This is a genomic window from Nocardioides seonyuensis (genome assembly GCF_004683965.1).
Taxonomy (GTDB): Bacteria; Actinomycetota; Actinomycetes; order Propionibacteriales; family Nocardioidaceae; genus Nocardioides; species Nocardioides seonyuensis.
In genome coordinates this window covers 3,292,062-3,306,654 of record NZ_CP038436.1, presented here as the reverse complement: position 1 = coordinate 3,306,654, position 14,593 = coordinate 3,292,062, and the positions used below count along the sequence as shown (strand labels likewise).

The window sequence follows — 14,593 nt, the reverse complement described above, 5'->3', positions numbered from 1 at the left end:
ACCCCGTGACCGGTTCGGGACGTGCCCTACGTTGGAGCGCATGGCACTCCCCATCGAGGACTACGCCCTGATCGGTGACCGCGGCACGGCAGCCCTCGTGGGCCGGGACGGCTCGATCGACTGGCTGTGCCTGCCCCGCTTCGACTCCCCCGCGTGCTTCGCCGCGCTGCTCGGCACACCTGAGCACGGGCGATGGTTGCTGGCACCAGCGGCCCTGGCGTCGGACACGGAGTCGGTGTCGGTCAGTCGGCGCTACGTCGGGCCCTCGAGCATGTTGGAGACGACCTTCACCACCGAGAGCGGAGAGGTCGTGCTGCTCGACCTGATGCCCTCGGGCGACGGCCGCGCGGACGTCGTACGCCGCCTGCGGTGCACCCGCGGCACCGTGCGCATGCAGCACGACTGGGCGGTCCGCTTCGACTACGGCAACGTCACCCCGTGGGTGAGCCGCGAGAAGGTCGCCGACCAGGAGGTCATCGTCGCGATCGCCGGTCCCGACAAGCTGATGCTCCGCGGCCCCCGCCTGCCCCACCCCGGCAACGGTCACCGGCGCCACCACACCGACGAGTTCGACGTCTCCGAGGGTGAGGAGCTCACCTTCAGCACGACCTGGGTGCACTCCTGGCACGAGCTGCCCCCGCCCATCGGGTTCGACGAGCGGATCGCGGCGACCCTCCGGGACCACGAGGAGTGGTCCGACCACTGCGACGCAGACCTGCCCCACGCCGACCTCGTGCGCCGCAGCCTGGTGACCCTGCGCCTGATGACGCACGCGGAGACGGGGGGCATCGTCGCGGCACCGACGACATCGCTCCCCGAGCACTTCGGCGGGGAGCGCAACTGGGACTACCGCTTCTGCTGGCTCCGAGATGCCGCCCTGACCCTCGAGTCGCTCCTGGTTGCCGGCTTCGCCAACGAGGCACGTGAGTGGCGTGACTGGTTGCTGCGCGCGGTCGCGGGCGACCCGCACGACCTGCAGATCATGTACACCGTCGACGGCGCCCGCCAGCTGCCCGAGCGCGAGCTCGACCACCTGCCCGGCTACGCCGACAGCCGCCCGGTCCGCATCGGCAACGGCGCCGCCGGGCAGCGTCAGAACGACGTGCTGGGCGAGGTCATGATCGCCCTGGAGCTCTCCCGCGCAGCCGGCATCGAGGAGTCCGCCCAGAGCTGGGCGATGCAGCGCGCGCTCGTCGAGGAGCTCGCCGAGCACTGGGACCGACCCGACCACGGCCTGTGGGAGATCCGCGGGCCCGCGCGCCACTTCACCCACTCCCGCGTCATGGTGTGGGTCGCCTTCGACCGGGCCGTGCGCGCGGTGGAGGACCACGGCTTCCCCGGGCCGGTCGAGCAGTGGCGAGAGCTGCGTGACCGGGTGCGCGAGGAGGTCCTCGACCGGGGGTACGACGCCTCGCGCGGCACCTTCACCCAGCACTACGACACCAACGAGGTCGATGCCTCCCTCCTCACCATCCCGCTGGTGGGGTTCCTCCCCGCCGACGACCCGCGGGTGCTGGGGACGATCCGCGCCGTCCAGGAGGACCTGATGCGCGGCGGCCTGCTGCTGCGCTACCGCACCGAGTCCGGCGTGGACGGCCTGCACGGTGACGAGCACCCCTTCCTGGCCTGCAGCTTCTGGCTCGTGTCGGCCTACGCCGCCGCTGGGCTGCAGGAGGAGGCCGAGGAGCTCATGGGCCGGCTCTGCGGGCTCGCCAACGACGTCGGACTCCTCTCAGAGGAGTACGACGTCGTCAACGGCCGGATGGCGGGGAACTTCCCGCAGGCCTTCAGCCACCTGACGCTGGTGCAGGCAGCGCTGGCCCTTCGGTAGCGGCCCCCTCAGCGCGTCCCTGCATGAGGCGCGCTGATCCCGACGACCTCCGGGTTGTGGTCGGAGGAGGCGAACACGTCGGGGCGGTAGAGGTCGGTGCCGATGTAGTTGTGCCGGCTGTACTGGTAGAAGACCGACTCGTTGGCGTTGATCTCCCACACGTCGACACCGGTGACGAGCTCGAGGGCCGCGGGGCTGGCGAAGACGTGGTCGAGCGAGCCCGACATTCCGGCGAAGCTGTAGCTCTTGTCGACCGAGGTGTCGTCGGACTCCAGCCGGGTGTAGCCGGCCGCCTCGATGGCCTGCACCGGGTCCTCCTGGGAGTAGGCGTTGAAGTCGCCAGTGAGGAACACCGCGTCGGTGTGCCGCGCACGGGCGTAGTCGGCCGCGAACTCGGTGAGCGCCTCCGCCTGGGCGACGCGCAGCGGGTTCCAGCACCCCTGTCCGCTGTCCTCGTCAGCGGGGTCGGAGACGCCGCTGCATCCCTTGGACTTGAAGTGGTTGGCCACCACGGTGAAGGTCGTCGCGCGGCCGCCGCCGACCCGCCGGAACGCCTGCGCGAGTGGCTCCCGCGAGTCGGCGAACGCCGGGTGGTCGAGGATCCTGCCCGGCCCGACCACCGAGACGGTCGAGGGGTCGTAGATGAACCCGGTGCGGATGACGTCCTCACCGCTGGGGACGACGTCCGGCGACGGCACGTAGGCCCATCGCTCGGCGCCCGCGTCGGCGTTGAGTGCACCCACCAGGGCCGCGATCGCCTCGTCGCGGTCGTGGCCGTCGACGACGAGGGAGTTCTCCAGCTCCTCGAGCGAGACCACGTCGGCGTCCATGGTGTTGATGGCCTTGACGATCTTGACCTGCTGGCGCTCGAGGTCCTCCTGCTCCCACGCGCCGCGCGGGCCGTTGTCACCGGAGCACCGGTTGGTGGCGACCGGGTCGTCGTCACGATCGACGTAGGCGGTGCACCCGGGCACGTCGGTGCCGAGGGTGGTGAAGTAGTTGAGCACGTTGAACGTCGCCAGTCGCAGGTCTCCCCCGACCTGCCGCGGCTCGGCGGGGCGGTCCTGCTCGAACGTCATCAGCCCGGAGGGCACTCCGACGACCTGCCGCTGAGGCTGGAGCTTCCAGCCGAACCGGTAGTCCAGGACCACGGGCTTCTCGAAGGTGACCGAGGCGCCGACCCGGACCGTGTGGTCCGCGGTGAGCCACGGGACCGGGTCGTCCTGGCCGGAAGCGGTGTTGCGGGTGTTCCAGTAGTTGACCGAGCTCCCGTCGTCGAGCACCACGCGATGGGCGTCGTTGTAGGTGGTGCGGGCGGCGATGCCGGCGGCGTCCTGGGCATCGACCACCTCGGTCGGCGTCATCAGCGGGACCTCCGAGCCGGCGGCCAGGCCGATCTCGCCGTAGAAGTTGCTCGAGGTGACACCGAAGTCGTAGGCGTCGGTGACCGTCGTCGGCGCCGACGGCAAGAAGGCCTCGCCCTCGAACTCCTCGCGCAGCGCGTCGAGCTCGGATCCCGTGGGACAAGCCGTGCCGGGAAGCGCGCAGTCGGTGCCTGGAAGGACGGTGTTGGGGACCACGGCCGGCAGGGCGGCGATCTCGACGGTGCGCGAGGCCGCCAGCTCCGTCATGCCACCGAACTCCTCGACGACGCCCTCGACCTCGACGGAGTCACCGACGGTGATGTCGGAGGAGAAGTCGGGGTCGTAGACGAAGATGCCGTCGGAGGCACCGGGCGTGGTGTCCTCGCCACCGGTCTGGATGTAGAAGCCGTTGAACCCGCCCGTGGGATAGGCCGCGGTGACCACTCCGCGCGTGACGACCTCCTGGCCGGCGATCGGGCTGGCCGCCCCGGTGCCCTGGATCTCCGCGATGGTCCGCGCGGTCGGTCCGGGCGGGACCACCACGCCGCCGCCCGATCCCTGGGGGTCGGGAGCACCCTCGGAGAAGTCGGCGGCGTTGTCGTCGGTGTCGACGCCTGCGGTCCTCGAGGCCGAGGTCGTCGTGGTGAGGGCCACACCCGTCCGCACGGTCTCGAACGTGTCCGCGGACGTGCCGTAGCCGACTGCGTCGACGAGTCCGCCGGCGGTCACGCCCGCGACGTCACCACGTGCTGTGACGGCGCTCGTGGAGCTGGCGAGGAAGACCACGCCGCCGGACTGGGAGAGGCTCAGCCCCACCACAGCGTCGGGGTCGGGCACGCCCGGGGTGCCGGGGACGGAGCCTGCGTTGCCCGACTGGACCAGGAAGTGACCGCCAGCGGGCACGCTGCCCGACAGGCCTGCCACCTGGGCGGTGGCGCCGGTGTTGGACTTGTACTGGACCGACCATCCCGCGAGCGACACCGCCTCGGCGGTGGGGTTGTGGAGCTCGATGAAGTCGTGGCTGAAGCTGGGAGAGCCGGTGCCGCCGCCCCCACCTCCGTAGACCTCGCTGATCACCAGCGCGGTGCCGGTCGTGTCGGCGAGAGAGGGAGTCGGCAGTGCGACCAGGCCGGTTGCCAGGGAGACGGTGAGGGCTGAGGCGAGACGCCAGCCCCGAGGAGTGACAGACAAGGGTGTGCACCTTCCGCGAGATGTGATCCGGGTCACCTTAACCCCGAACGGCGACATCGGCCCTCCCGGACGTCGTCTGGGGCGTGAACGCCGGATGTCGGTCCGTCAGCAAGGTCAGGCGTGGGCGGCCAGCCTCCGCTGGCGCCACCACTCGCGGTAGAACTCATAGCCCGACCAGAGGGTCATCGCGACGGCCCCCGCGAGCAGCACCTGGCTGAGGTAGAAGAGCCACTCACCCGTCGGACCAGGCCAGAAGTCGAAGGCTCCTCCATGGGCCTCGCCGTGCGGAAGCGGCCAGAGCAGACCGGCCAGGGCGAGTGCCTGCAGGGCGGTCTTGACCTTCCCGCTCTGCGCCGCTGCGATCACGACGTCCTTGGCGACACTGAGCCGGAGAAGCGTCACGCTCCACTCCCGCAGCAGCACCAGGGCGGTCACCCACCACCAGACGTCCCCGACGATGGAGAGGCCGATGAAGGCCATCCCGGTCACGGCCTTGTCGGCGATCGGGTCGGCGATCTTGCCGAAGTCGGTGATCAGGTTGTGCTTGCGGGCGAGGTCACCGTCGATCTTGTCGGTGATCATGGCGACGGCGAAGAGCGCGAACGCGACCCAGCGCCACGTCGCGTTGTCACCACCGTCGTGCAGCAGGGCCCACGCGAAGAACGGCACCATCAGGATGCGCAGCGTGGTCAGGACGTTGGCGATGTTGAGGTTGGACACCTCGGACTGGGTCGTCACGGTTGGCCCCCGACCTGCGCGACGAGGTCCACGCCGTCGGTGGCGACGACGGTCGCGTTGACGACGTCCCCCACGGCGATCCCGGACGGGGTGTCCAGGAGCGTGGTGGTGCCGTCGACCTCGGGGCCCTGGTGGGCTGCCCGGCCCTCGACGACCGGCTCGCCGTCCTCGACGTCCAGGCTCTCGACCAGCACCGACACGGTCTCACCGAGGCGCTCCTCGGCGCGCTGGGCGTTGAGCTCCTCGACCAGGGCGGTGACGTGCTCGGTGCGGGCGCGTACCTCGTCCTCGTCGAGCTTGCCGTCGAAGGACTCCGCCTCGGTCCCGTCCTCGTCGCTGTAGCCGAACACACCGGTGACGTCCATGCGCGCCTCGACGAGGAAGTCGCACAGGACCTGCAGCTCCTCCTCGGTCTCGCCGGGGAAGCCGACGATGACGTTGGAGCGGACGCCGGCCGCCGGTGAGAGGGCGCGGACCTGCTCGAGCAGGCCGAGGAAGCTCTCGGGGTCGCCGAAGCGACGCATCCGGCGCAGCACCGTCGCCGACGCGTGCTGGAACGACAGGTCGAAGTAGGGAACGACGCCCGGCGTGGTCGCGATGGCCTCGATCAGGCCGGGCCGCGTCTCGGCCGGTTGGAGGTAGGAGACCCGGACCCGGTCGATGCCTTCGATCGCCGCGAGCTCGGGCAGCATCGTCTCCAGGAGCCGAAGGTCGCCGAGGTCCTTGCCGTAGGACGTGGAGTTCTCGCTGACCAGGAACAGCTCACGAACACCCTGGGTCGCCAGCCACCGACCCTCGGCGAGCACGTCGCTGGGCCGACGACTCACGAACGAGCCCCGGAAGCTCGGGATGGCACAGAAGGAGCAGCGCCTGTCGCACCCGGACGCCAGCTTGAGAGGCGCCATGGGTCCGGCGTCGAGACGGCGCCGCACAGCCCGGGGTCCGGTCGCCGGCGCACCGGTGCCGATGTCGGAGGTGTCGGCGTGCCCCGGCACCGAGATGCTCGAGGCGTCACGGTCCACAGGCGAGATGGGCAGCAGGAGGCGTCGGTCCGACGGCGTGTGCGGGTGATGGACCTCCCCAGCGACGATCGAGCGCAGCCGGGCCGCGATGTCGGGGTAGTCGTCGAAGCCGAGCACCGCATCGGCCTCGGGCAGTGACTCGGCGAGGTCCTTGCCGTAGCGCTCCGCCAGGCATCCCACGGCCACGACGGCCTGGGCACGACCTCCGTGGCCGGCAGATGCCTTGAGGTCCGCCGCGGAGAGGAGGGTGTCGACGGAGTCCTTCTTGGCCGCCTCGACGAACCCGCAGGTGTTGACCACGACCGTGTCGGCGTCCTCGGCATCGTCCACGAGGACGAAGCCGTCGGCCTCGAGCCGACCGGCGAGCTCCTCGGAGTCGACCTCGTTGCGGGCACACCCCAGGGTCACGACCGCCACGTGGAGCGGCTGGCCTGGTCCCGGACCGGGGTGGCTCGGGGCGGGGGCCGTCGGCGTGGAGGTGTCGGTGGTCATCGCGCCTGAGTATGCCGGGTGGGGCGCCGAGTCGTCGCATGCACGAGCAGGTGAGCGCGCTCACCCGGGGCGCTCAGTGCGCCACGAACGTCCCTTGACCCGCGATCCCGGGCTCGCCCACCGGCTTGGCCTCCCCGCCGTCGAGGCTGACGGTGAGGGCACCGTCTGTGGAGTCGACCCGGACGGGGGGCGAGGCGTCGAGGTCCTTGGTCTCCCCCGCCGCAAGGTTGCCCTTGAACACGATCTCGCCCGCCCCGTCGCGCACGACGACGTGCGCTCCGCCGGCGACCGCAGCCACCTTGACCGGCACCGGGTCGGCCAAGGGGGCGCTGCCGACGCCGTCCGGGCCACCAGAGCCGTTGAGCACCGGTGTCTCGCTGCGCAGCTCGGCGGGGGTGTCCATGACCAGGCGCGCGACGGACCAGCACAGCACCAGCGCCATCACCACCGCCACGAGCAGGGACCAGTTGGGGCCGCCTCGGGTGCCACGGATGGAGCCGTGGGCGCCCGTCGCCAGCTCGGCCTCGAACACGCGGCGCGGGTTGATCGGTGCCCTGGCGTAGCGCTCGTCGTAGGACTCCAGGAGCGGGGCCGCGTCGACACCGAGGATGCGAGCCAGCGTCCGCAGGTGCCCGCGAGCGTAGAAGTCACCACCACACGGCTCGAAGTCGTCCACCTCGATGGACTCGATGACGTGGGGCCGGATGCGGGTGCGGTCAGCGAGCTGGTCGATGGTGAGGCCGAGGCGGGTCCGCGCGGCCGCGACCTCCGGCCCGATCACGGGGTCCTCGGCCGGCTCGATCTCGAACTCGTCGATGACCAGCGGCTCGACGGACTCGCCGGCGCGGGCGATCGGACGCACGCGGTCGCCCCAGGCCTGGGTCTCCTCGACCAGGCTCACGCTTCCGGGTCGACGCAGCTCGCGACCCTGCTCCGCCTCGGGAGCGTCGGCGTCCTCGGGCGCCTCGACCTGGCGGTGGACCTCGGAACGTCGTCCGGCGCTCGAGTCGCGCAGCGGCACGGGCGTCGCGCTGGCGACGATCTCCGGCTCCGGCGGGACCGGACCCGGCTCGTCGGCGAGCTCGCCCTGCTCAGGCGCCTCGACGCCGGGCTCCGAAGCCGTGCCTGCCGCCTCGGTCGGGCGCGCCGAGGCCTCGACCTGGACGACGTCGCAACGGTCGTGCGCGATGGCCGACAGCGCCGCGGTGAGGCCCGCGTGCGCTCCTGTCACCTTGGTCGAGAGCCCGAGCGGAAGTGCGAATGCCGAGCCGTGGAGCCGGCGTGAGACCTTCGCCTGCCAGCGGCCGAGACGGTCCAGCCCGGAGAAGAGCAGCTCCTCGTTGTGGGGGACGACCACGAGGCGTCCGTCGCGCAGCGGGCCACGACGCGGTGTGTGCTCCAGGTGGTGCACCGCACTCCACGGCAGGCCGTGCCAGCGCCGACCCAACCGCATGCGTACGCCCTGCGCGTCCAGGACCAGCAGGGGCGTGCGGGCGTCGACGAAGCCCGCCAGCCAGTAGGCGCCCAAGGCGCCCATGACGACGGCGAGGAGCCAGTCGAGCAGTGCCCCGGTCTGGGCGGCGCGCGCGAAGTAGGCGATCCCGACAGCAGCGGCAGTCAGCCCGACCGCTGCCGCGGTGCCGGCGTGACGGCGTACCTCGACGGGGTCCGCGACGAGCGCGAGCGACTCGTCGGGACGCTCGTCCTCGGACCTGGTGTCCTCGACCTGGTCCTGCGTCGTTGCTGCGGTCATGGCGTCGGATCCCATCAGGCTCCCCCCTCCAGCGTGGCGATCACGGCATCGATCTCGTCGGGCTTGACCAGCACGTCGCGCGCCTTGGAGCCCTCGCTCGGCCCGACGACTCCCCGGCTCTCCAGGATGTCCATGAGGCGGCCGGCCTTGGCGAACCCGACGCGCAGCTTGCGCTGCAGCATCGAGGTGGACCCGAACTGTGTCGACACCACCAGCTCGATCGCCTGGACGACCAGCTCCATGTCGTCGCCGATGTCGTCGTCCAGCTCGCGCTTGGACTGCTGCGGGGCTGTGACGTCCTCGACGTAGGTGGGCTCCAGCTGCGCCTTGCAGTGCTTGACCACCTGGTGGATCTCGGCCTCGGTGACCCACGACCCCTGCACGCGCACCGGCTTGCTGGCTCCCATGGGCAGGAACAGTCCGTCGCCCTGGCCCACGAGCTTCTCGGCCCCGGGCTGGTCGAGGATCACGCGGCTGTCACCGAGGGAGGACGTGGCGAAGGCCAGCCGGGACGGCACGTTGGCCTTGATGAGGCCCGTGACGACGTCCACCGACGGTCGCTGGGTGGCCAGCACCAGGTGGATGCCGGCTGCGCGGGCCAGCTGGGTGATGCGCACGACCGAGTCCTCCACGTCGCGCGGCGCCACCATCATCAGGTCGGCCAGCTCGTCGACGATGACCAGGAGGTAGGGGTAGGGCGTCAGCTTGCGCTCACTGCCCGCCGGAACCTCGACCTTGCCGGCTCGCACGGCCTTGTTGAAGTCGTCGATGTGGCGGAAGCCGAAGTTGGCCAGGTCGTCGTAGCGCATGTCCATCTCGCGCACGACCCATGCCAACGCCTCGGCAGCCTTCTTGGGATTCGTGATGATCGGGGTGATCAGGTGCGGCACGCCCTCGTAGGCGTTCAGCTCCACCCGCTTGGGGTCGACCATGATCATCCGCACCTCGTCGGGTGTGGAACGCATCAGGATCGAGGTGATGAGCGAGTTGATGAACGACGACTTGCCCGAGCCGGTGGCGCCGGCGACCAGCAGGTGCGGCATCTTGGCCATGTTCGCGACCACGAACCCGCCCTCGACGTCCTTGCCGAGGCCCGCCACCATCGGGTGGTGGTCGGCTCGCGCCGTGCTGGACCGCAGCACGTCCCCCAGGGAGACGATCTCCTTGTCGGTGTTGGGGATCTCGATGCCGATCGCGGACTTGCCCGGGATCGGGCTCAGGATGCGGACGTCGGCGGAGGCGACGGCGTACGCGATGTTCTTCGACAGCGCGGTGACCTTCTCGACCTTGACCGCCGATCCCAGCTCGACGACGTAGCGCGTGACCGTGGGGCCACGGGTGTAGCCAGTGACCTGGGCGTCGATGCCGAAGTCGTCGAGGACCTGGGTGAGCCGGTCGACCACGGCGTCGCTGGCCTTGGACTTGGCCTTGTGGACCGACCCTGCCTTGAGCACCTCGTTGGCGGGCAGCGAGTAGGCGATGTCGCCCGACAGGGCGAGCTGCTCGACGCGCTCCGGCAGGGGCGTGTGCGGGGGCGGCTCGGCGTGCTCGGAGTCGTCCACGACGACCGGCGTCACCTCCGTCGGCGCATCGGCGAACAGGTCGACGCCGACGTCGGTGCCGTCCTCGGAGTCGGTGTCCGTCGCGACCTTGCGACGGCGCCGCTTCTTGAGCTCGCGGTCGCTCAGCACCGGGCTGTCGTAGGCCGGGTCGCCCATGTCGGGGTCGATGTCGTCGTCGTCCGTGCGGGCATGGCGCCGCGACCGCCCGAGCGCGGCAGGTTCGGCCCCCTCCGGGGCAGGCGTCCTGCCCAGCGCCTTGTCGCGCAGCGCGCCCAGGCGGGCCGGGATCTGGTAGATGGGGGTCGCAGTGATGATCAGCACCCCGAAGAACGCCAGCAGGACGAGCAGCGGCACGACGACGTACGACGTCTGCATCAGGTCGAGGAGCAGGCTCGAGGTGACGTAGCCCACCGCCCCGCCGGCCTCCTGCAGGTTGCTGGCGTCACCGAGCTGGGGCTCGGGGTTGCCGTTGGCGATGTGGACGATGCCGAGGAGACCGAGCCCGAACGCCGTCCACCCGATCACCTGGCGACCGGCCGGGCCGTTGCGCTCAGGGTCGCGGAGGGTGCGCCAGCCTGCGTAGACCAGGAACAGCGGGACGAGCCAGCCGACCTTCCCGACAGCGCCGGCGGTCATCGATCGGGCGAACTCCATGACGCTCCCGGGCAGCTGCCACCACACCGCAGCCGCCACGACCACGGCCAGGCCCAGGATGAAGAGTCCGGCCCCGTCGCGGCGGTGCTCGGGCTCGAGGTCGCGGGCCGACTGTCCGATCGACCGGGCCACGGCGCCGACTGCGTGGGCAGCACCCAGCCAGACCGAGGCGCCCGCACGTCCAGCGGCACCGAAGGTGCGCGAGACAGGACCCGGCCCGGTGCGCACGGCGCGCGGAGCGGGTCGGCGCGCGGACGCGCCAGAACGGCTCCGGCCCTTCGAGGAAGCGCTGGGGCGTTTGCTGGTACTCCGTGATCGGGTGCTCGAGCTCTTGGAACGAGAGCTGCTCGAACTCCGCGACCCCGGCGGGGAAGACGTACGGGTCGCCATGCTCGTGACCCTACGGGAGAGTCACACCAGCCACATGGATCACACCGGCGCGTGTCGCGGTCAGGGCGAGGAACGCAGGGGCAGGCTGAACCGGAAGGTGCTCCCGGCACCGAAGGTCGACTCGACCGTGATGTCGCCTCCGTGCGCCTGCGCGATCCGCGCCGCGATCGGCAGGCCCAGGCCCGTGCCCGGCACCGAGAGCGCGTCCGGGTTGGTCGAACGGTGGAATGCCGAGAACACGTGGCTGCGATCGGCCTCGGAGATCCCGAGCCCCGTGTCGGTGACGAAGACGGTGACGTTCTCGGGTCCGACGTCGAGGCCGACGGTGACCCGGCCGCCCTCGGGGGTGTACTTGACCGCGTTGTCCACCAGGTTGTCGACGACCCTGCCGAGCTCCTCGGCGTCACCGAAGACGACCGAGGGGGCGGACGGCTTCTCGAACACGATGGTGACCCCGGCCTGGGCTGCGCGCAGGGACAGCAGCTCGATGCTCGCCTCGCAGAGCTCGACGAGGTCCACGGCCGATCGCACGACCTCGCGGCGCCCGGTCACCTTGGAGTAGTGGAGCAGGTTGGCGATCAGCCGGTTGAGGCGCTGGCCGTTGCGGATGATCGCGTCGAGCGAGGTCAGGCCGGGCTGCCGCTCCTCGAGAAGCTCGGCGTGGCCGATGATCGCGGTGAGCGGGGTCTTCAGCTCGTGGGAGATCGTGGCGATCAGCTCGCTGCGGTAGCGGGCCAGCTCGCGGAGCTCCTCGACGAGGCGTTGCTCGGTCTCCAGCACGCGCGCCTGGTGGACGATGCGACCGAGCTCGCGACCGACTTCGCCCAGTGCGTCGCGCTCGGCCGACGTGAGCGCCAGGCGCTCGGCCGGGAAGGCGAGGACGATGTAGCCGAGGAGATGCTGGCGGGTCGTGATGGGGCAGATGACGACGCGCTCCGCACCGAGCCAGTCCATCACGCTCTGGAGGTCGGCACGGCTCCGCGGCACCCGCTGCGACCCGTCGTGACGCGTGACCTCCACCGGCTCGCGCGCCAGCTCCGGCTCGACGAGGTCCCGCCGCAGCCCTGGGATGTCCTGCCCGACCGGGTAGCGGATGGGGTGGCCGGCACCGTGCTCCGGCCCCCGCCCCTCGTCGGGGAAGCACAGCACCCACGCCTGCATCGAGTCGAGGCCGTCGGCGAGCGCGATGACCACTCGATTGATGATCTCGTCGAGGTTGCTCTTGCCTCCTGCGCGGACGATCTCGTTGACCATCTCCCCCAGGCGGACCCGCTCGGTCAGCCGCTCGCGGCTGTGGGCGTTGGAGAGCGCGAGTCCCGCCTGGACGACGAACATCTCGAGCAGCTCGCGGTCGTCGGCGTCGGGGATCCGGCCGCCCGGCGGCAGGTCGACCGCCATGTTGCCCAGCAGCTCGCCCGTGGCGGAGTAGAGGGGCGCGTAGAGCGCCGCTTCCGGGTGCCACGCATCGTCACTCTCGCTGACCTCGACCTCGGGGATCCAGGCAGCGCTCAGCCGGGCGTCCGTCATCCGTCCGGGCGGGACGTAGCGCAGGATCCCCCAACGGTCGGCCTGGCGGAACTCGTCCATGATCTGGTCCGAGGGCGTACGGCGGCCCAGGATCTGCTCGATGACCTCAGGTGGGCCGGCGACGTTCGTCATGACGAGCACGTCGCCCTCGATGCGCGCGATGGCAGCCACGCCGTAGCCGAGGACCTCGACCACTCCGTGGACGATCTCCTCGAGGACGTCCTGGGTGTCGGTGGACGCGTTGACACGACGCATCAGCTCGGACAGGCGACGCATCGCGCCCAGGTTGTCCGTCATGCCCCACCCCCTCCGGCCTCCTGTCGAGGAGTCTAGGAGTGCGGCGAGCTGCCTCGCTCACGAATCCAGATCAGGCCTCGATGACGATGGGGATGATCATCGGGCGCCGCCGGTGGGTGCGGTTGACCCAGCGTCCGACCACGCGCCGGACAGTCTGCTGCAGCTGGTGGCTGTCGTCGACTCCCTCGCGCACCGCCTCGGCGATCGCATCGATGATCGGCTGCCGGATCTCCTCGAAGGTGGACTCGTCCTCGGCGAACCCGCGGGCGTGGATCTCCGGGCCGGAGACGACCTTCCCCTGCACCGTGTCCACCACGAGGATGACCGAGATGAAGCCCTCCTCGCCCAGGATCCGCCGGTCCTTGAGCGAGGACTCGCTGACGTCGCCGACCGTGGAGCCGTCCACGAAGACGTAGCCGACCTCGACCTTGCCGGCGATCGCCGCGACGCCGTCGACGAGGTCGACCACGACCCCGTCCTCGCCGAGCACGACGTTCTCGACCCCGGCCTCACGAGCCAGGTCGGCGTTGGCACGCATGTGGCGGATCTCCCCGTGGACGGGCAGCACGTTGCGAGGCCGCACGATGTTGTAGCAGTAGAGGAGCTCACCCGCGCTGGCGTGCCCGGAGACGTGGACCAGGGCATTGCCCTTGTGCACGACGTTGGCGCCCCAGCGCGACAGGCCGTTGATGACGCGGTAGACGGCGTTCTCGTTGCCGGGGATCAGCGAGCTGGCGAGGACGACGGTGTCGCCCTCCTCGATGTGCACGAAGTGGTGGTTGCGCTGGGCGATCCGGCTCAGGGCACTGAGCGGCTCACCCTGGGAGCCGGTGGAGATCAGCACCTGCTTGTGCGGAGGGAGGTCGGCGAGCTCCTTGGCCTCGACCATCACCCCGGGAGGCACCGTGAGGTAGCCGAGGTCCTGCGCGATGGCCATGTTGCGGACCATCGAGCGTCCGACGTAGCCAACCTTGCGACCGTGGGCGACGGCGGCGTCGAGGATCTGCTGGACACGGTGCACGTGGGAGGCGAAGCACGCCACGATGATGCGCTGGTCGCTCTTGGCGAAGACCCGGTCAAGGACCGGGGAGATGTCCTTCTCGGCCGTGGTGAAGCCGGGCACCTCGGCGTTGGTGGAGTCGGTCAGGAACAGGTCCACCCCCTCCTCCCCCAGCCGGGCGAACGCGCGCAGGTCGGTGATCCGGCCATCGAGGGGCAGCTGGTCCATCTTGAAGTCGCCGGTGTGGAGCACCATGCCCGCGCCGGTGCGGATGGCCACCGCCAGGGCATCAGGGATCGAGTGGTTGACCGCGACGAACTCCAGGTCGAAGGGGCCGAACGAGATCCGGTCGCCCTCCTTCACCACGTGGTGGACGGTCTCCTTGAGACGGTGCTCGCGAAGCTTGGAGCCGAGCAGCGCCAGGGTCAGCTGGGAGCCGACGAGCGGGATGTCGCCGCGCTCGCGCAGCAGGTAGGGCGTGGCCCCGATGTGGTCCTCGTGGCCGTGGGTCAGCACGAGTGCCTCGATGGCGTCGAGGCGGTCACGGATCGGCTCGAAGTCCGGGAGGATCAGGTCGACCCCGGGGTGGTGGTCCTCGGGGAACAGCACCCCGCAGTCGACGACGAGCAGGCGGCCGTCGTACTCGAAGACCGTCATGTTGCGACCGATCTCGCCGAGACCGCCGAGGGGGGTGACGCGCAGCCCTCCGGGGGCCAGGGGGGCCGGTGCGGACAGCTCGGGGTGTTGGTGGCTCAAGGTGCTCCTAGTGAGG

Annotated in this window: 8 protein-coding genes; 1 reads left to right on the top strand and 7 read right to left on the bottom strand. The window is 70.7% G+C overall.

Translation table 11 applies throughout. From position 1 onward, the window contains the following. Nucleotides 1-40 precede the first annotated feature (40 nt). Nucleotides 41-1,831, top strand: coding sequence for a glycoside hydrolase family 15 protein (locus EXE58_RS16050; protein ID WP_135268799.1), 1,791 nt, complete (start codon nucleotides 41-43; stop codon nucleotides 1,829-1,831). A gap of 8 nt (nucleotides 1,832-1,839) precedes the next feature. On the opposite strand, the gene EXE58_RS16045 is transcribed toward EXE58_RS16050, so the two are convergent. The 7 genes from EXE58_RS16045 to EXE58_RS16015 all read right to left on the bottom strand — a co-directional run bounded on the left by EXE58_RS16045 (nucleotide 1,840) and on the right by EXE58_RS16015 (nucleotide 14,577). Next, the gene (locus tag EXE58_RS16045; RefSeq protein ID WP_208544053.1) at nucleotides 1,840-4,386 is read right to left on the bottom strand and encodes an ExeM/NucH family extracellular endonuclease; all 2,547 of its coding nucleotides are present in this window, start codon (nucleotides 4,384-4,386) and stop codon (nucleotides 1,840-1,842) included. Nucleotides 4,387-4,500: 114 nt separating this feature from the next. After that, complete coding sequence (gene pgsA / locus EXE58_RS16040; protein WP_244242264.1) at nucleotides 4,501-5,124, bottom strand: CDP-diacylglycerol--glycerol-3-phosphate 3-phosphatidyltransferase; 624 nt, start codon at nucleotides 5,122-5,124, stop codon at nucleotides 4,501-4,503. Further along, nucleotides 5,121-6,638 carry a 30S ribosomal protein S12 methylthiotransferase RimO gene (rimO, locus tag EXE58_RS16035; protein ID WP_135268797.1) on the bottom strand — a complete coding sequence of 506 codons (1,518 nt, stop codon included), beginning with the start codon at nucleotides 6,636-6,638 and terminating at the stop codon, nucleotides 5,121-5,123. The genes pgsA and rimO overlap by 4 nt, the downstream gene beginning before the upstream one ends. Nucleotides 6,639-6,711: 73 nt before the next feature. Beyond that, entirely contained in the window at nucleotides 6,712-8,391 is a 1,680-nt protein-coding gene (locus tag EXE58_RS16030; RefSeq protein ID WP_135268796.1) for a helix-turn-helix domain-containing protein, read from the bottom strand. A gap of 14 nt (nucleotides 8,392-8,405) precedes the next feature. Continuing rightward, on the bottom strand, nucleotides 8,406-10,997 hold the full coding sequence (locus EXE58_RS16025) for an FtsK/SpoIIIE family DNA translocase (RefSeq protein ID WP_208544052.1): 2,592 nt from the start codon (nucleotides 10,995-10,997) through the stop codon (nucleotides 8,406-8,408). A gap of 60 nt (nucleotides 10,998-11,057) precedes the next feature. After that, entirely contained in the window at nucleotides 11,058-12,821 is a 1,764-nt protein-coding gene (locus EXE58_RS16020) for a GAF domain-containing sensor histidine kinase (RefSeq protein WP_135268794.1), read from the bottom strand. Nucleotides 12,822-12,891: 70 nt separating this feature from the next. Further along, complete coding sequence (locus EXE58_RS16015) at nucleotides 12,892-14,577, bottom strand: ribonuclease J (protein WP_135268793.1); 1,686 nt, start codon at nucleotides 14,575-14,577, stop codon at nucleotides 12,892-12,894. Between the last annotated feature and the right edge of the window lie 16 nt (nucleotides 14,578-14,593).